The sequence below is a fragment of the Acidobacteriota bacterium genome, from assembly GCA_016700075.1.
Classification (GTDB): Bacteria; Acidobacteriota; Blastocatellia; order Pyrinomonadales; family Pyrinomonadaceae; genus OLB17.
The window spans coordinates 2,778,956-2,796,165 of sequence record CP065000.1; the positions used below are offsets into that span (position 1 = coordinate 2,778,956).

Genomic DNA, 17,210 nt, shown 5'->3' on the forward strand with positions numbered 1-17,210 from the left:
CGCGGGATTTCACGAATTTGCGTGGACGAAATACAATGGGAACCAATGCCGATACTGAAAAAACGCGAGATCGAGAATCTCGAACAGATGACCACGGAGGAACTGCGGACGTTTCTCGAAAGCCTTCCCGCAGGTCAGGCGACGATAGGTTACTTACTCGATTTCGTGGAAGATGAACTGTACGAGAACGAGTGCAATCACAGCCTGCAGTATTCGATGCGGTTCATGATGGACAACGGGCTCGATTTCGGTAAAGTAACAAGTTGGCTGAACAACAATGGAGGTTATTGCGACTGCAAGGTAATGGAACAGATCGCCCCTGTTTGGCGAAGAAAGTTTGGCGATGATTGAGGAGACAAACCATTTATGAGAATACTGACCACTTTGCTTTTTCTCGCTCTTACAGTTTCGGCTTTTGGGCAATCAGCTGGCACGACAAAGATAAAGGTGTTTTTTCTGAATGAGAAAGACGATCCGAATATCGAGGACTGCACGGCGGTCAAGCCAACGGTCAGGGAAATTCCTAAGACTGCCGGCATTGCCCGTGCGGCACTGCTCGAACTTTTCAAAGGCGTAAATGCCGACGAAAAAGCGAAAGGATTCGTTTCGTTCGAACCGGAAAGCACTTCAGGCATTTTGAAGGGGCTGAACATCAAGAACCGCGTCGCGTTCGTGAACTTTGACGATGTCGTTTACGAAAAGCTCGGCAATGCGACCACCAGTTGCGGCAGCGGCTTTTTCACGAGTATCGAGAAGACATTGAAGCAGTTTCCGTCGATCCGTAAAGTTGTCTATGCTGTCGAAGGAGACACTGAGGGATTTTACGAATGGGTACAGGTCGGCGAATGTCCGCATGGAAAACGGCTTTGCTCGAAAGCTAATTTTCGCTAATCAATTTAGAACTTCTTTGAGAAAGCGTCCCGTATGAGACGCGGGCTCTCTTGCGATCTTTTCCGGCGGCCCGATAGCTACGAGCTCACCGCCGCCTACACCGCCTTCCGGGCCAAGGTCGATGACCCAATCGGCCGTCTTTATTACGTCCAAATTGTGCTCGATGACGATGAGACTTGCCCCGTTATCGAGCAATGCTCGAAACGCCGAAAGCAGCTTGTTGATATCGTCGAAGTGCAGTCCTGTCGTCGGCTCATCAAAGATGAAAAGCGTATTCGCCTTTCCGGTCTGCGCCATATGCGACGCGAGTTTCACACGCTGTGCCTCGCCGCCCGAGAGCGTGGTCGCCGACTGGCCGAGACGCAGGTAGCCAAGTCCGACCGCATCGAGCAATTTCAGACGCGACTGCAGTTTTTTCGAATCCTTAAAAAAGACGATGGCTTCACGGACCGTCAGATCCAGAGCTTCCGCAATGTTCTTTCCTTTGAATCTTACGTTAAGGATGTCTTCGCGAAAACGTGTGCCGCGGCAGTCATCGCACGTTAGCTCGACGTCGGCAAGGAACTGCATTTCGACCGTCACTGTGCCGCTGCCCTGACACACTTCACAGCGTCCGCCGGGTACATTGAAAGAAAAGTGCGACGCCGTAAAACCTTTTGCCTTTGCTCCCTGTGTGCCTGAAAAGATCTCGCGGATCACATCATAGGCTTTCACGTAAGTTACGGGATTTGAGCGCGGCGTCCTGCCGATAGGCGATTGATCGACTAGCACGATATCGTCGATGGGGTCGCCGCCCGTTATCTCTTTGAAAAGCCCCACATGGCCGGTCCAATCGCCGCGCTGTTTTTTCAGCCCGGCATACAAAATGTCGTGGACAAGGGTCGATTTGCCGGAGCCCGAAACTCCGGTAATGCATGTCAAAAGCCCGAGCGGAATATCGACATCGACGCCTTTCAGGTTATGCTCTCGGGCGCCGGTTATGCGGATCTTATCTTTGCCGGGCTTTCGCCGCGATTGGGGTACTTTGACGCTCATCTCGCCTCGGAGGTATTTGCCGGTCAAAGAATCAGGCGATTTCAATAATTCCGCTTTGCTGCCTTCGAAAACCACTGTGCCGCCGATTTCACCCGCCAACGGGCCGATGTCGATTAGGTGGTCCGCGGCGTTCATCGTATCGATGTCGTGTTCGACTACTAGCAGGGTATTTCCGATGTCGCGCAGGCCTTCCAAAATGCGGATCAACCTCGTATTATCACGCGGGTGAAGACCGATGCTCGGCTCGTCGAGAACGTATAGCGTCCCGACAAGCAATGAGCCGAGGTTCGTTGCAAGTTGAATTCTCTGTGCTTCACCGCCGGAAAGCGTTGATGCCAAACGGCTTAGCGTAAGATAGTCGAGTCCGACATCTACCAGGAATTTCAAGCGGCGGCGTATTTCGAGAAGCAGCTTTTCGGCGATCTTTGCCCTTTCCGCATCAAACTCCAGGCTGTCAAAGAATGCCGCCGCATCGGTGATCGACATATCCAAAATATCGGATAGGGAACGGCCGCCGACCTTGACATCACGTGCTTCGCGACGAAGGCGCGATCCGCCGCAGTCGGGGCATTTTGTATAGCCGCGATATTTTGCAAGAAATACGCGAACGTGGAGTTTGTATTTCTTGGTCTCCAGCCATTCAAAGAACCCTTTCACACCGCGCCAGCCGTCTTCGCCGTCGATTATCCAACGCTGATGAAATTCCGGCAGATCCGCGAACGCAGCTTTCGTGTCGATGCCGACGGATGCTGCATATTTCAGAAGTTCTTTCTGTGCCCAACTGTGTTGCGGACGAGTAAATGGCTCAATGGCACCTTCATTGATCGATTTGAGCCGATCGGGAATGACGAGGCCATAATCAACGCCGATGGTGTTGCCGAATCCCTGACACGTCGGACACGCACCATAAGGCGAATTGAAACTGAATAACTGCGGATCGGGCTCATCGTATTGTGTCCCGTCGTTCTTACACAGAAAACGGTCGGAGAAGCGCAACCGACTGCCGCCGTCTGCCGTGATGATCACTGCCTCATGGCCTTCGCGAAAGCACATCTCGAGAGAATCGACAAGACTTTGACGAATGTCCGGCGATGACTTTAGCCGGTCGACCAGGACGTACGTTTCGTTGAGATCATTGAACGCGTAATCCTCAGGTTTCGTAAGCTCGATCGTCTCGCCATTGCGGTAAAGCCGCGAAAACCCCTGCTGCAATAGCGAGATGAGAGCGGCCTTAACGCTGAGGCCTGTCGTACTTTTCTTTGATCGCGGTTTTGCCGAGTGCTCAATGGTGTGGACCGAAAAGAGCACATAAAAACGCGTGCCGTCTTCGAGCTTCGTAAGCGTGTCTTCTCCGGCTGATTCAGGTGAATCCTTCTTCACTTCCTGACCGCACTGATAACAGATCGTCGTGCCGGCACGCGAATAAAGCAGACGTAGGTAATCGTAGATCTCCGTCTGCGTGGCAACCGTCGAACGCGGATTACGCGTGGAGTTCTTTTGCCGTATTGCGATCGCCGGTGCGAGGCCGGTTATCTCGTCCACATCCGGCTTATCCATCCGTTCCAGAAACTGGCGTGCATAGGCTGACAGAGATTCGACGTATCGGCGTTGGCCTTCGGCATAGACGGTGTCAAAGGCAAGGCTGGATTTTCCCGAGCCGGAAACGCCAGTAACAACCGTTAAGCTGTTGAAAGGAATGGAAACGCTGATGTTCTTGAGATTGTGAACGCGGGCACCGCGAACCTTCATTGATGCAAGTTTCTTTGCAGGCCGCATAGTGATCTGCTTCCTCACACGGAGAAACCCAAATGATAACACGACGGTGCTGATGGTTAAAATATCCCGCATTTCTACTTGGTATGCTTGACCTAAGTCATAAGAAAATCAATAATTTAGTTACTGACATTGGCCTGAATCGGCTTTTGTGGTCATTTCGCTTGCAAATGCTAGCTTCTAGATAGAGCTGCCCTCCCCGTCGGCATCCCCGATCGGCCGCGATATCCAATACTAAATCCTGTTGTTTATTTTATCCTGTTGATTTAAAAGGGAGTTGTGTACTTATGCGCAGAAAAGCCCCAAGGGCAATTAATGAGAATAAGGTGGTTCAAGAGATCAATGATGAGACCTTGATCTATGATATCGGGTCACACCGGGCCTACTGTTTGAATACGGTCTCGTCGATCGTCTGGCGAAATTGCAATGGCCAAAATGATACTGAGGCAATTGCAAGAATATTGACCGAAAGATTGAGGTCTGAAGTGCCGGACGAAATGGTTTGGCTTGCATTGGATCAGCTTGAAAAAGCAGAGCTTGTTGATTCCGCTGGTCAGATTCCGGCGGCACTTACATCCGTGTCTCGTCGCGAGGCGATTCGCAGGGTCGGCTTGGCATCGGCGGTGGCATTGCCTATGGTTGCCTCCCTTGTGGCTCCGCCCGCGGCCAGTGCTCAGTCCTGTATCGCTAATAACGGGACTTGTACTGCAAGCTCGCAGTGCTGCAGCAACTGCTGCAAAAACGTGGGCGGCGGTATCAACGAATGTAAGCCGGGCGGCGGTGCGTGTCTGCCATAAAGGGAAGTCACCAACGCGGATCAGGCGTAAGGAAATTAGTGCGCCAATCGGGCAGCTCACCGCAGATCAAATAAAAAAGGGTTCGCGTTTTCGCCACCTCGGTATCGGGGTGGCGAAATATTTTGTATGTCCTGCCTCGTCGGCTTTCTACGCTGATCGAAACACGCTCATCGCCGATTCGTGAGATCGCGGCATTCCGCCACTCGGTCTTCGCTCGAACGAGAAGGCGCCCCCCGAGCGGCAGATCGCTTAGTCTTAAAGTTTCGGCAGGTTCCACGCCTTTCTGTAACGCTTAAATTCGGATTCCGGTAACTGAACCAAATAGGGATTCTTTTCATTGTCGAGCCACGAAACGACCCGTTCGACATTTCGGCGCTCCATCGAGGTGCATCCGCTGGTAGGCGTTGCGGCATCTTTCCATACGTGCAGAAAGATGCAAGAACCATTGCCTGCAACTACGGGATACGTGTTGTACGCAACAAAAGCCCCAAGCCCATATTCCTCAACGTATTCGAGCATCTTTTCCGACGACTTCCAATCGCAATTGCCGACCTTCATTCTTTCTACGATCTTGTTGTAGTGGCTTGAACGCGGGTCGTCAACACATTCAGTGTCGCGAACGACCTTGATATAGGGAAAGGCTAATTGCTCCGGCTTCGATGCGGTTCCAAAGGCAAACGTAACCGGGAAAAGTCCTGCGGGTGATCTGCCATCACCCTCTTTTTTGAACTCGGAAACTTTTTCCGGAGCCGAGTCCTGTGCCCACGCCATTCCGCTGCGTCCCAAAAGGACAGGGAATTTATCGCCGACACGTTTCCAGCCTGCTTTTGCACTTGCACGTTCGAAAAGAGCTGCCGTGCCTGATGTGGAGTCCCACTTTTTCGAGGTTACGACGACAGCCTGCCGAGCTTCCGGGAACGGGACCTTGACGGGCGACGGCGTCGGAGATTTGGTCTGGCCGAAGACCGTTGCAGAAAGCAGCAGAAAAAGAAACGAAGTTGCAAAAACTCTCATGTCAATCGTTGAACAGCAGGTCGGGTGATTTTCCTTTCTTGACCGCATAGATGCGGATACCGACAAAAATGATCGCCGCCGAAATGCCGAACCAAAGAACCGCCCATACCACTGCCGGAATGCCCGTCGCTGCTGCCATATTTGCCGCGTCGGAATGAGTATCCGTGAATGACGCGATAAAGAACAGATCCACGATGCTGAACATAGCGTTCAAAAGACACTGCACAGCAAGGAACGCAAGAGCGAAATTTGCCCATTTCGGCGCAGCGAATTTCGCGATCAAAAACAGTGCTGCGGCCAAAAAGGCTCCGGAAATAAGCGTAAAAAACACGCCGCCGACGGTGACGGTCGCAAAAAAGCTGAAGATCGGGGCGAACAAACCGAAAAGCACTGTCAGGACCGCGACGAATCCGGCAGAACCGTAAAGAGCTATCCGCGAGTTGAAGCCGTAACGCAACCAAGCGAGTAGCCCGGCGCCGAAGATCGTGGTGCCGAGATATCCCGCACTCGATATGAAAAGAGGTGCAACCCAGCCCGTCGCCTGCGAAAAGACAGCTCCGCTAGCGTCCGGAGCTACTGTCATGCTTTGCACCGAGTTGCCGGTTACGAGCGTCGCCAAAACGTGTCCGCCCTCATGAACGAATGTCGCAAACAGCTGAAGCGGATACAGAAAGTAGTTCACGAAAGGCAGGAACATAGACAGTATCCAAAGACCGATGCTCGCTGCGATGGCGAACAAAAGCAATGAGACCTGAGGCTCTGCGTCGCGGGCGACCTGATATTTTGTCAGCATAAATTCCCCCCTTTTTTCCTGCCTATGATCTACGAACCAGTTTAACGCAAAGTTCGTTCATAGTCCTCTTTTCCGCCGGTCTTTGACTCAAGCCGAATGTCCGTGATGACAATATCTTTCTGCACAGCCTTGCACATATCGTAGATGGTCAAAGCGGCGACCGAAACTGCGGTCAAGGCTTCCATTTCGACGCCGGTCTGTGCATTTGTGATGGCTTCGCCGCGGAGTTCGATGCCTCGATCCGTGAATTCGGCGTCGATATTGACCTTGGAAAGAGCGATCTGATGGCAAAGCGGTATCAGGTCAGAGGTCCTCTTCGCTGCCATGATGCCGGCTATTCGAGCAATTTCTATCGGCTCGCCTTTTGGGTTCGATCTATCCCGCAGCTTAGCGATGGTTTCCTGCGAAAGGAGCACTCTGCCGGAGGCAACGGCTCGGCGAACGGTCCATTCTTTGGCCGATACGTCCACCATCTTTATCTTTCCGGCCTCATCAAAATGCGAAAGTTCGGACATATGATGATCATTCTCCCAATAAAGCGCCGTGCGCTCAATTTCAGACAAATGCGATACCTAACATACTATAGCCAAGACGCAGATGTTTCGAACAGCAACCGCTTTATTTTGGTGAGGCCTATTTAGCAAAGGACGGATTTGAAGAAGTTTTTCCTTAAATACATCACGATCTTTCGGGTACTTGCGGTCGCGGCGACGCTGATCGTGGTCGTCAGTTCGAGCAGCAAGATGATCCGAAGCCCGCTGGCGAAAGGCGACACATCGGTTTACCTGCACGCCGCCGAGGTCATATTGAATGGCGGAAACATCTACGCTACCACGCAGATACCTGCTGAGCAGGGCGGATCGTATTATCTGTACCTTCCGCTGCTTGCGATACTGTTCGTTCCGTTCACGTTTCTGCCGATAAATATCTCCATTGTCTTGTGGACGCTTATCAATGTTCTGCTGGTCTTTTGGTCCGTAAAGACATTTTACGAGGCGATGACCGGACACCGGTTCTTTGACCTGACAACTGTTGAGCGATGGGTGATGATGGGCATCCCCATTCTGTTAACGCTCCGCTATCTGCTTCACAACCTTTCATACGGACAGGTCAACATACTCATCCTCGCGATGCTGGTCTTGGCGCTCAAATACGGCCGCCGGGAACATGGGATATTACAGGGAATATGGGCAGGGCTTGCGGGTATCGTCAAGGTCACGGCGGTGCCATTCATGTTCTGGCTGTTCATCAAAGAAGGCCTAAAGACAAAAGCGGGTCTCTTTGCGGGGGTCCTTTTGGGGGCAGTCTTGATCCCGAGCCTCGTTGTCGGCTTCGGCGTGAATTTGGACTACGTTGCGTATTGGCTGAACAACATCGTCCTGAGCGATTCTCTAACGGCTTCGCATGTTCCTGGCTCGATAAACACATCGGTCACAGCTGTTTTGAACAGATTGTTCGGCAACGAGCCGGCGATGAACTTGAACGGCATGCCGATATATTTCACGCTGGTCAACCTGTCGCCTGCGGCATTGTCTTTTCTTTCAAAAGCGTCCCAACTGCTGGTTCTTGCCACACTTGGTTATTACGCTTTCAGGTTTCGAAAGAGTGACGACCTCTATTCCCGATGGGGCGGAGCCGCATTTGCATTCACGATGATCCCGCTTTTCGCTCCGACGGCACAGAAACACTATTTCGTCGTTCTGCTTCCCGCGTATGTGTTTTCGGTTTACGTCTGGCATTTTGTTGGCAATCGGGACAAGTGGTTTCGCGGCTTGGTTGCGGCTTCGGCGGCGATCGCGGGGCTTGGATTACAGGAGCTGTTGGGCGAAACGGTCTCGGATGCGATGTTCGCGGCGGGAGCTTTGCCGCTCGGGACGATGCTTTTGGCCGCCGCAATATTTCGAGCTGCTCAAAATGGAATACTCGCAAATGAGCCGATTACAGATACAGTATCTTGACCGGCTCGCCTTCTTTGAGGGCCGTGCCGCGTGGGATCAATACAAGCACCTGTGCCTGACCTAGGCTTACCAGATCTGAAGAACCGGTGCCTTTTACGGCGTCAACGATCAGGCGGCCGTGTTTATCAGTGGAGAGCGTTGCGGGAAGGTACGCGTCGCGGTCGCGAGTGCCGCGGACGTCCCGTTTTGCAATTGCGTAGCCCGTAGGACAACTCTTTTCGCAGGCTCCCTGCATTGCCAGGATCACACGCCGCACAAATAGGTGAAATGTGACCGCAGCCGAAACAGGATTGCCCGGCAGGCCAAAGATCAGCGTCTTTCCAAGTCGGCCGAACACGGTCGGCTTGCCGGGTTTAAGGGCGACCTTATCGAAGAATGGTTCGGCTCCGAGGCTCGCTAATGCGTCTTTGGTCAGGTCGTATTTTCCAACAGAAACGCCGCCGGTTATAACGAGAACGTCGGTGCTTTTCGCGGCTTGGCGGATGGCGGTTGTGATCTCCGTGAGCGTATCGCCGACGTGCGGGAAGATCGTTGGTAAACCGCCGGCAGAGGCAGTCATCGAGGCGAGCATCACTGAGTTCGAGTTGCGGATCTGGTCCTTTCTCGGTCTTTTATTTATATCGACGATCTCGCTGCCGGTCGAGAGGATGGCGACACGCGGCATTTTCGCGACGCGCACTTTTGCATAGCCGAACGAGGCGAGTGTCGCGATATTGTGCGTTGTGATCAGATCGCCAGCACGCAAAAGGCGGCGGCCTTTTTTTACCTCGGAGCCTCGTTTCACGACCGACATTCCGCGCTTTACCGTCTCAAATATGGTCACTACGCCGCCCAACTCTTTCGTCACTTCCACCTTCTGAACCGCATCGGCGCCGACCGGCACGCGTGCGCCGGTCATGATCCTCACGGCCTCGCCCTTTTTCAGCTTACCGTCCCAACCGCGGCCAGCCGCCGATTCGCCAACGATCACAAGATCGACCGGAACATTCGCAGTATCCGCCGCCCTAACCGCATAACCGTCCATCTGCGAACGGTCAAAAGGCGGCAGATCGATATCCGCAACCATGTCCTCCGCCAGCACACGCCCGACCGCATCGGCGATGTCGATACGCTCGCTGCGGAGCGGCGTGACCTCGCGAGCGACGATCTTGAGGGCTTGTGGAATAGTGATCATATATTCTATGTTTTCCGGGGAACCTTACCCTTAACGGCAGTGATCAGAAGTAAGCCTTCCCCGTAAAATAGTGCCCTACTTTTTCCTGTAGGATCGCACGATAGTGACTTTCCTTTTCCATATGGGCCCGTATTGCTTTTTTCTGGTTGAGCTTGGTTAACACCTTGCCTGCCTTTTGGTGGAAATGAAGCAGGTAGTAAGTGAGTTCGATGTTTGATCGGTCGAGTTCAGAAAGCTCTTGTGCAAGCGAAATTGCTTCTTCAATGTTACTTAGGGCTTCCCGCAATTTGCTGGTCTTAATGAAGTAGTCTTGATCAGTGTGAGCAATTCTCAACAGGTCCATTCGAGCTTCCCGGTTGCTAGGGTCTAGCCTCAGTTGTCGGTTATATTCCTTAGCTTCGGATATATGAACTAGCCCCTTTGCCATTTGTCCCAGTCGAATGTAGATGTCACCGAGGGCGATCGCCGCTCCGTACCGCCGCCTTATCCCAAGGGTTTTGTTGTCCATGTGAGGTACTGTCTGCTCAACTTTTGATGCGAAATCAAGATAATGTTTTAGAGCAGCCTCGAAATAGAGCCGAGCCTGCTCCGGCTTTCCTTCATCAATGAAGTCATACCCTGCGAATTTCGCCGAATTCCCCGCAAAACTCTGTAGCCTTAACATTTGATCTAGCAATCGCCTATCGTCCGGATGTTTTGCGATGATCCGTTTCAACAGTTCAATGGAGTTAAGGTATTCCTCATAACGGCGGACATTGTTTGTGAAATATGCGGGTCTCTGTCGCCGAAGCTCACTCAATGCAAGAAGCCCATCAATATCGAGAGTATCCTCGTCCTTTTCGAGAAGATCTATCCCTGCATTGATCGACTCAAGTCCCTTGTCGCCATTCCCGCTTCGCGCATATCCGTTTCCCAGTAAATGCAGCGTCTCCGCAAGCTCCCGTTTTAGAACAATGTCGTCCGGCGACATTGAAAGAAGTTTTTGCTGAAGTTCGGATGCCCGCTGATAGTTAACGATGGCGGAATCGAGCTTTCCCAGATTTTGAAGGTACGACGCTCCCTGAACCTCACCGATCTTGCGGTATGCGATGCCGAGTTCTTTGAGGAGTTCGGGGTCGGTTATTTCGCCTTGCGAGATGGCGTCGAGGTAGGCGACGGCGTCGGTGACGAGGCGTTCGCGAAGTGCAGTGGAGCCTTCGAGTTTGGCGATCTCGTCGTGGTAATCGAATATGAGTGAATTGGCGACCTTGCGGACCTGTTCGAAACGCTGTTCGGCGATGAGCTGATTGTGCCGGGCGACCGACCATTGATACAGAGCCATGCCGAGGCCGCTGAGTATGAGCAAAACGGCAGCCGAGGCGGCGGCGACGGGTAGGCGATTCCTGCCGACGAATTTCTTAAAGCGATACGACCGCGATTGCGGATGCACGGAAACAGGCCGGCCGGCGAGGTATGCCTCGATGTCCGCGAGCAGCTGATCCGCCGATGCGTAACGCGTTTCGGGCTCTTTGCCTAGGCATTTGAGGACGATGTTGTCGAGGTCGCCGCGAAGCTCATTTGCAAGGCGTATTCGGTCGATGTGTGCGAAATCTTTATCGGAACCTTCTCGTTCCGACCGCGTAACTGCGGCGGATGGCGTCGATGGTTCCGTCTCGATCACTGCGCGGTAAACATCGAGGCCTTTCGCACGGTAAACGGCCGTCGGCGGCAAGCCTGTGAGCATTTCGAAAAGCAAAATGCCGAGGCTGTAAATGTCGGTCGCGGTCGAGACGGGCGCGCGGGCGATCTGTTCGGGTGCGGCGTATTCGGGCGTCATCGGTGCCGAGGTCTGCGTCCCGCCTTCGATGTCGAGTGCCTTTGCGATGCCGAAATCGAGCAGCTTTACCGTGCCGTCGTCAGTGACGAGGATGTTCGACGGTTTGAGGTCGCGGTGAACGACCAGCCGGCGGTGTGCGTACGACACGGCATCTAGGACCTGCACAAAAAGCCGCAACCGCTCGCGTGTCGTCAACGCCTTTTCGCGGCAGTATGCGGTGATCGGCGTGCCCTCGACGTATTCCATCACGTAGTAGGGGATGCGGTCCGCGGTGATGCCCCCGTCAAAGAGGCGGACGATATTCGGGTGTTCGAGTTTGGCAAGGATCTGTTTTTCGTTGCGAAAACGGCGTGCCAGTTCCTCGGAAAAGACGTTGTGGCCGGTCAGTTTGATGGCGACGCGTTTGTCAAAATCGCCGTCCTCGCGTTCAGCTTCGAAAACGGCTCCCATGCCGCCGCGGCCAAGCTCGCGTGTGACGCGGTAATTGCCGATCGTTTCACCAATGATGGAATGGCCATTGTCCGGAGCGTTCGGTTCGTCCAGGAATCCGGCGGCGGCATTATCGACCGCTAGAAGGTCGGAAAGCTCTTCGTAAATGGTCTGCTGGTCTATTCTTAGTCGCGACAGGGCAGCGGCGCGTTCGTCGTCAGGCAGATCGACGACCTCGTTGAAGACCGCTTTCAGGCGTTCCCATCGTTTTTTGTCGTCGCTGCCGGCCATACTTCTCGGTTCTATTGTGGGTTAAGCTGTTTATACAACCAATTGCGTGCCATTCGCCAGTCCCGCATTACGGTGCTCAGGGAGATGCCCAATAGATCAGCGATCTCGTCAAACGCTATGCCGCCGAAAAAATGCAGTTCAACGATGGTCAGCTGCCGCCCGTCTAACGCCGCCAGTTTGTCGAGGGCATCATCGAGAGCGATATAATCGACGCGTTTTCGCTCGAACTCGACCGTTGAATAGATAGCGGCATCATCGAGTGCGATGTGAACGGCACCATCACCGCGTTTGGCGCGTTTTTTATCACGAGCGTGATTGACCAATATCCGCCGCATCATCGTCGTCGCAACACTCAAAAAACGTACGCGATCATCGAAATCGAGGGAATGCTGCGACTGCAGCCGCAGATACGTCTCGTGAACAAGGTCCGTCGGCGATAACGTATGATTCGCCCTCTCACCGCGCAAATAATACGCCGCCAGCCGCCGCAGATCGGCATAACTCTGCGGTATCGACTCGTCCAAATTGTGCTCGCGTTCGGGCATCTGAAGTCGCCGGTTGATGACACGCTAAAATCAGAAAGAGTGCGTTACTTATTAAACTCCCAAGAGGGCTTCCGGTTTGAAACTTCTTGACCTAATGATTCGCCGTGTTCCGAGATGTTAAATCCTAAGTAGTATTTTTGCAAGAGTTGGGCTGCTGATTTGGTGGACCCAGAACACACTATTTGCCTTAGCTACAGGCTTTTCGGGACCCAGGTTGAAGCCGCAGAACGATCATTATCGATTACTTGTACGATTCAAGTTCCATAACGGCGCCAGATTCTGTATGGAGAGCCATGTGGTGAGGCAAGACAAAAAAAATAAGAATTGTGACACATTTTCTGCACGAACGGTGCGTTGTTTGAAGAGCCGCAGTGATTTGAGGCAAAACGTCAGCAAGTGAGAAGTTTGCTTATGGTCGTACACATTATAATTAATCGCAAATTGCGGTTAGTTCACCTTTTGCGAATTCGGAAAATGCAATACCTATACTGCGTAGCATTTTTGTTGTTATTTAACCTTAACGCGGTTGCTCTATCGTCTGACTGGTTGGCCTTGAATAATGCCGATTGTGTCCAAGGAACCCGCAATTGTGGGCGCAGTCTCTCACCGCATAGCAACGAGACTCTTACTAATGCGGACATTATCAGGATGGTCAAATCTGGCGTGAGCGATTCGGTTGTCATAGGCGCTATTCAGGCTAACGAGAACAAATTTGATCTTTCTGTCAATGGAATACTTAGCCTAAAATCTGCTGGTGTAAGTGATGCCGTGATTGCGGTTATGCAGAGATTTGCCGGTCGTCAGTCAGTCAGAAGGCCATCCGATCGGGACTCCAGTCTTCCGAACTACGGGAAGATTGAAGAAATAAAAGGCCTTAAGCGGGTCTATGTCTCTGCAGAGGTGGGCAAAGCTCGGGAGAATATAGAAAAGGTCTTGTCGAAAGCAAAACTTTTTGAGTTGACCGGTGACCCGAATAAAGCCGACTTTGTGCTTGAGTATCGCACGCTAAGCCGGGACGTGACCTCCGAAAAGGGAAATGAAGACACTACCACGCGTTCACAGTTGACCGCGTATATCGAGAACTCTGCTGGCCGGACGATCACCTGGTCTGATACCGCGAAGCAAATGAAATTCCTTTCCGGCGGTATTGGATTCCAGACGAAACCGAATGAGATTAAGTTGGCAGAGAAGTTTATAAAGGAATTTCGAAAGGCATCGATTAATTAGGTTTTGACGTTTTGAATCATAATCACGGGTAAGGATTGTGTAGCCAAGGACTTGACCCCCTGTTAAAACTAACTGATCGGGTTTCGTGGTGTTAGCAAGAATTGGAATAAAAAATAGTATGTGTAGACAAAAACTAAGATTATCCATGTTTACAGTGGTCTTGGTCATCTTGAGCGTAGCCGAAAGCGGCCTTTCCATCCAGGCTCAGTCTGTGGTTAAGGTTTCGGAGCCAGAGTATGTCGATATTTTTTACGCGATAGTAGATGGTAGGACGGATCTAGTTCCCCTGGAAAGACAGCAACTCAAATACGCGGCTAAATCAAAACCAGGACTATTTTCCTCTGCGGTGTCGGCATCGTACTTTGTTGCAGAACAACGCTCTCCTGTCCGATTTGAAACTGGGACTATGGTTCGGTTTGTCGTCCGAGTTCAATCTAGGGAACAAGACCCTCAAATTCTAATTAAATTCTTTCGGTTCATAGATGAGCCGGGGATGCGGCTGTTCCAACGACAGGGCGTTAGTACTAGTATCGGTAGAGCAAAAAATGCGACAGTCGAGGCCAGTCTGATTCCTTTCTCGGCTTCGAAATATGGAGAAAAATCTTTTTCGGCGACGCCCAGCGTCGAGTTGGAGCCGGGAGAATATGTCTTGACAACGGCTGGAGGGAAACTCCTTTACTGTTTCGGCGTAGACGAAAAAAAATAATATAGGAGATCTTAGAGACGATATGATAACGGTAAAAGTAATCAATCAAAGCTCGGGCAATCCCGCGAGTGGAAAAAGAGTGGTGTTGGGGTTTGACGGTGTTTTCTCTGGGGGCAACTCATCGTCAGAGTACACAGACAGCAACGGCGAGGCCCACTTTAATAACGAAAATGGAACTGGCCAAGTTTTTGTCGACGGTAGAACCGAGTATCGGGGCAAACTTGCGGGTCGGATCATTATTTACATTTGAACAAGCCCAAAATTTGTCAATGCGGGAGAGAATATGCTTCACAAATCAGATCTTGAGATAGAAAGACAAAGTAGTGCTGACCCAAAGTTCACTGGGACGTGGTCGCCGGCGAACATTGAAGAGGTCAGAACTCAATCCGGCGGTGTTTTCTATCGTCCCGATCTTAACGATGGGTTTTTACTGCAATGCCTTCGATGTAAAGCGAAGTATCAAATTGACGAATGCGACAACTGTAACTATCGACACTTCCGTACTGGCCTCGCAGGTGTCTTTTGCATGCAGTGTGGTGAGGGGGTTTCAAGCTGGGCTTGCGAGAGGTGCTCCACAAGAAACTCGGTCGATCGGACGCTATTCGTACTAACGAAAGAACGTAAAGGTAAGCTTCTTGCGAAGTTCGCTGCTATCGGTGCAGGTTTCCTTGTCTTTGCAATCACAGCTTTTTCGAAAGCCAGTTCGCCGGAGGCCGTGATCGGAGGCGGATGCTGCTTTCCGTTAATACTTGCCGCCGTTGTGTATTTTGCTCTTCCACTAATTCTTGACCAAATGAGGGAAAGCAAAGAGAAGGTGCAATGAGACGACAGCTTGTCAGTCGAATCATGAATGATTATGATAACCAATCGCTTCGTAAATATACTTGAGAAAATTTCGCAGATGGACACCTTACTCTACAAGGTGGCGGGAATCTCAGAACCGGACGCCAATCTATTTGAAGTGGATCTTAGTTGCCCTTGGATGGACGGGCATCGCACGTTTATTAAACTGGATCCCGCCGAACATTTTACGCTCGTCCAAATTGAACATATCTGGGCCTTCTTAGACATGGAACTTGATGGCGACGATTGGTGTTCTCAACTTTTCTGTGCTTTCAAGAAAAATACCGGAGGGTTCAATGCATCGGGGTATTATCTCGCAATCCGCGAGTGGGGTGATTCAAATGTTGTGTCACTCAATCGGTCTATTATTGCCTTAAACGCGTGGTCGGACGTAGAAATTCAAACAGTTTTGGATCTTTTTTTTTCTGACCTAGCCAACTGCCTTGGGCTTATTGACTCCAGTCTGACAGTGTTCAAAAGAATTGACAATAGCGACTAGTCAACCGGGGTTAAGCCGAAGATGTAAGAGGCACAATTAAGTAACTAATTCGATTAATCGCAAGGGAGAGTTCAAATGGATAATACGCAAAAACAACCGTCGTTACCACCAGTATCTGCAGAGAAGTCTTGGAAATGTTGTAAGTGTCGTGTTGAGAATTATAATGATCCAACTCACTGTAGTTATTGCGGCCATGATAGATGTGGTAGCTGCCGAGACTTGTTGGGTGCTACACCCTAGTTGGGCCAAATATTGCCTTGGCCGTACGGCGTGAAGCTTAATGCTGCTTCAAAGCATCAAGTTGCAACGCATCAACTAAGTTATGCTTAAAAAGCAAAGGATAATCTAAATGTTAAAGCAACTTCTAGGTTCATTGTTTGGTTTTCGATCTGATTCTCAACCATGCTCACGCTTGGTTTTTGATCGAGTGAAAGAGGAAGGTCCTTGCAGGGAAGACGGGATTTACACAATTAATTCCGATGGCACCGACTGTAAACAAATCTATTCCAGTCAGCATGCCTCCTGTCCGGCATGGGCGCCTGATGGGAAATGGATCGCATTCTCTTATTCAAATATTCACGAAGATAAGTCAAGCATTCTCATAATGGATGAGAACGGAGATGAGCGTAATCGCCTAACGATTCATGAAGGTGCAGGGGCAAGCATTTCTAGCCTAACGTGGTCTCCTGATTCTTGTCGCCTGGCGTATTCCTTCCACGAGTATGTTAACGGAAAACATTTGGAGGATATCTTTGTCGTAAATGTAAATAACAGATCAAAGAAAAAGCTCACGCTAAGTGGAGAAAATACAGATGTTGTATGGACACCCTCAAATGAGCTTGTGTTCGAAAGGAGTTTGGATGACGACTGGGGCAAACTCTTTGTTATGGGCCCGAACGGAGAAAATCTACGGGAGTTCAAAATGTTGGGATCCAACGCAACTTGTCCGCACTGGACACCGAATGGCAAAAAAATGGTCTTTGGTGTATCGCAGGACAATTTCAAGAAGCAGTATTTTGTCATGAATTCCGATGGAAGCGAAAGAGCGCTTATTCCGACGAACAGCCGAATTCGCAAAATGATAATCTCCCCCGACGGGCAAAGTGTAGCCTATTCAACATGCAAGGGGAAAACATTTGATGTGTTTATTTTGTCACTCGATGATGGTTTTGAGCGAAGAGTCGTTGCAAATTCGAATATTTTTAGTAGTCGTGATATTTCATGGTCACCGGTAATCTAATATACATAAGTGGGAAGTGTCGAGCCAAGATTAGATGTAGGTATGTAAACCTCCCCTTCGTTTTCTAAGGCGTGCCGGCAATTTCGTTTTTAACGGCCCCTTTTTTCCTTGGTCGTATGGAATATGACCTAGGCGAATGTTACGATAATCTTTGATAGCGTCGACTATTTTGTCAAATT

At 51.0% G+C, this 17,210-nt stretch carries 16 protein-coding genes; 8 read left to right on the forward strand and 8 right to left on the reverse strand.

Annotated features, from left to right (window positions below):
• The first annotated feature begins 45 nt into the window (after positions 1-45).
• Together IPM50_12610 and IPM50_12615 are read left to right on the forward strand one after the other, a co-directional pair.
• Positions 46-351 (forward strand): DUF2695 domain-containing protein, encoded by a 306-nt coding sequence (locus IPM50_12610; GenBank protein QQS32484.1) that lies wholly within the window; start codon positions 46-48, stop codon positions 349-351.
• 15 nt (positions 352-366) lie between these two features.
• Positions 367-891, forward strand: coding sequence for a GerMN domain-containing protein (locus IPM50_12615; GenBank protein ID QQS32485.1), 525 nt, complete (start codon positions 367-369; stop codon positions 889-891).
• Here the strand turns inward: IPM50_12615 and uvrA are convergent, their stop codons facing one another.
• On the reverse strand, positions 892-3,702 hold the full coding sequence (gene uvrA, locus IPM50_12620; protein QQS34528.1) for an excinuclease ABC subunit UvrA: 2,811 nt from the start codon (positions 3,700-3,702) through the stop codon (positions 892-894). It lies immediately after the preceding gene.
• Between the two features lie 284 nt (positions 3,703-3,986).
• On the opposite strand from uvrA, the gene IPM50_12625 reads away from it, so the two are divergent.
• The gene (locus IPM50_12625) at positions 3,987-4,496 is read left to right on the forward strand and encodes a PqqD family protein (protein ID QQS32486.1); all 510 of its coding nucleotides are present in this window, start codon (positions 3,987-3,989) and stop codon (positions 4,494-4,496) included.
• A gap of 7 nt (positions 4,497-4,503) precedes the next feature.
• Here the strand turns inward: IPM50_12625 and IPM50_12630 are convergent, their stop codons facing one another.
• Genes IPM50_12630 through moaC form a run of 4 tightly spaced genes read right to left on the reverse strand, consistent with a single transcriptional unit; the run spans position 4,504 to position 6,818 of the window.
• Entirely contained in the window at positions 4,504-4,773 is a 270-nt protein-coding gene (locus IPM50_12630; protein ID QQS32487.1) for a hypothetical protein, read from the reverse strand.
• Positions 4,752-5,510 (reverse strand): L,D-transpeptidase family protein, encoded by a 759-nt coding sequence (locus IPM50_12635; protein ID QQS32488.1) that lies wholly within the window; start codon positions 5,508-5,510, stop codon positions 4,752-4,754. The genes IPM50_12630 and IPM50_12635 overlap by 22 nt, the downstream gene beginning before the upstream one ends.
• Position 5,511: 1 nt before the next feature.
• Complete coding sequence (locus tag IPM50_12640) at positions 5,512-6,303, reverse strand: M50 family metallopeptidase (protein QQS32489.1); 792 nt, start codon at positions 6,301-6,303, stop codon at positions 5,512-5,514.
• 41 nt (positions 6,304-6,344) lie between these two features.
• Positions 6,345-6,818 carry a cyclic pyranopterin monophosphate synthase MoaC gene (gene moaC, locus IPM50_12645; protein QQS32490.1) on the reverse strand — a complete coding sequence of 158 codons (474 nt, stop codon included), beginning with the start codon at positions 6,816-6,818 and terminating at the stop codon, positions 6,345-6,347.
• Between the two features lie 138 nt (positions 6,819-6,956).
• Here moaC and IPM50_12650 point away from each other — a divergent pair, with 138 nt between their 5' ends.
• Positions 6,957-8,261: a DUF2029 domain-containing protein gene (locus tag IPM50_12650; protein ID QQS32491.1), complete on the forward strand. Its 1,305-nt coding sequence runs from the start codon at positions 6,957-6,959 to the stop codon at positions 8,259-8,261.
• Here IPM50_12650 and IPM50_12655 read toward each other — a convergent pair.
• From IPM50_12655 to IPM50_12665, 3 genes are read right to left on the reverse strand one after another with little or no spacing between them, the layout of a single operon-like run.
• A complete protein-coding gene (locus IPM50_12655) occupies positions 8,242-9,435 on the reverse strand; it encodes a molybdopterin molybdotransferase MoeA (GenBank protein ID QQS32492.1) in 1,194 nt (397 codons plus the stop codon). The two genes, IPM50_12650 and IPM50_12655, sit on opposite strands and share 20 nt — an antisense overlap.
• Before the next feature lie 43 nt (positions 9,436-9,478).
• Positions 9,479-11,971 (reverse strand): protein kinase, encoded by a 2,493-nt coding sequence (locus IPM50_12660; GenBank protein ID QQS32493.1) that lies wholly within the window; start codon positions 11,969-11,971, stop codon positions 9,479-9,481.
• Positions 11,972-11,982: 11 nt separating this feature from the next.
• Positions 11,983-12,495, reverse strand: coding sequence for a sigma-70 family RNA polymerase sigma factor (locus tag IPM50_12665; protein ID QQS34529.1), 513 nt, complete (start codon positions 12,493-12,495; stop codon positions 11,983-11,985).
• 669 nt (positions 12,496-13,164) lie between these two features.
• Here IPM50_12665 and IPM50_12670 point away from each other — a divergent pair.
• The 4 genes from IPM50_12670 to IPM50_12685 all read left to right on the forward strand — a co-directional run bounded on the left by IPM50_12670 (position 13,165) and on the right by IPM50_12685 (position 17,031).
• Positions 13,165-13,743 carry a hypothetical protein gene (locus tag IPM50_12670; GenBank protein ID QQS32494.1) on the forward strand — a complete coding sequence of 193 codons (579 nt, stop codon included), beginning with the start codon at positions 13,165-13,167 and terminating at the stop codon, positions 13,741-13,743.
• Between the two features lie 145 nt (positions 13,744-13,888).
• Positions 13,889-14,449, forward strand: a complete 561-nt coding sequence (locus IPM50_12675; protein QQS32495.1) for a hypothetical protein — start codon at positions 13,889-13,891, stop codon at positions 14,447-14,449.
• A 901-nt stretch (positions 14,450-15,350) separates the two neighbouring features.
• Positions 15,351-15,791 carry a hypothetical protein gene (locus tag IPM50_12680; GenBank protein QQS32496.1) on the forward strand — a complete coding sequence of 147 codons (441 nt, stop codon included), beginning with the start codon at positions 15,351-15,353 and terminating at the stop codon, positions 15,789-15,791.
• Between the two features lie 349 nt (positions 15,792-16,140).
• Positions 16,141-17,031, forward strand: a complete 891-nt coding sequence (locus IPM50_12685) for a PD40 domain-containing protein (GenBank protein ID QQS32497.1) — start codon at positions 16,141-16,143, stop codon at positions 17,029-17,031.
• The last annotated feature ends 179 nt before the right edge of the window (positions 17,032-17,210 follow it).

Coding starts and splice junctions, on each gene's coding strand:
- IPM50_12610 (QQS32484.1), top strand. CDS start 46: ATGCCGATACTGAAAAAACGCGAGATCGAGAATCTCGAACAGATGACC.
- IPM50_12615 (QQS32485.1), top strand. CDS start 367: ATGAGAATACTGACCACTTTGCTTTTTCTCGCTCTTACAGTTTCGGCT.
- uvrA (QQS34528.1), bottom strand. CDS start 3,702: ATGCGGCCTGCAAAGAAACTTGCATCAATGAAGGTTCGCGGTGCCCGC.
- IPM50_12625 (QQS32486.1), top strand. CDS start 3,987: ATGCGCAGAAAAGCCCCAAGGGCAATTAATGAGAATAAGGTGGTTCAA.
- IPM50_12635 (QQS32488.1), bottom strand. CDS start 5,510: ATGAGAGTTTTTGCAACTTCGTTTCTTTTTCTGCTGCTTTCTGCAACG.
- IPM50_12640 (QQS32489.1), bottom strand. CDS start 6,303: ATGCTGACAAAATATCAGGTCGCCCGCGACGCAGAGCCTCAGGTCTCA.
- moaC (QQS32490.1), bottom strand. CDS start 6,818: ATGTCCGAACTTTCGCATTTTGATGAGGCCGGAAAGATAAAGATGGTG.
- IPM50_12655 (QQS32492.1), bottom strand. CDS start 9,435: ATGATCACTATTCCACAAGCCCTCAAGATCGTCGCTCGCGAGGTCACG.
- IPM50_12660 (QQS32493.1), bottom strand. CDS start 11,971: ATGGCCGGCAGCGACGACAAAAAACGATGGGAACGCCTGAAAGCGGTC.
- IPM50_12670 (QQS32494.1), top strand. CDS start 13,165: ATGGTCAAATCTGGCGTGAGCGATTCGGTTGTCATAGGCGCTATTCAG.
- IPM50_12675 (QQS32495.1), top strand. CDS start 13,889: ATGTTTACAGTGGTCTTGGTCATCTTGAGCGTAGCCGAAAGCGGCCTT.
- IPM50_12680 (QQS32496.1), top strand. CDS start 15,351: ATGGACACCTTACTCTACAAGGTGGCGGGAATCTCAGAACCGGACGCC.
- IPM50_12685 (QQS32497.1), top strand. CDS start 16,141: ATGTTAAAGCAACTTCTAGGTTCATTGTTTGGTTTTCGATCTGATTCT.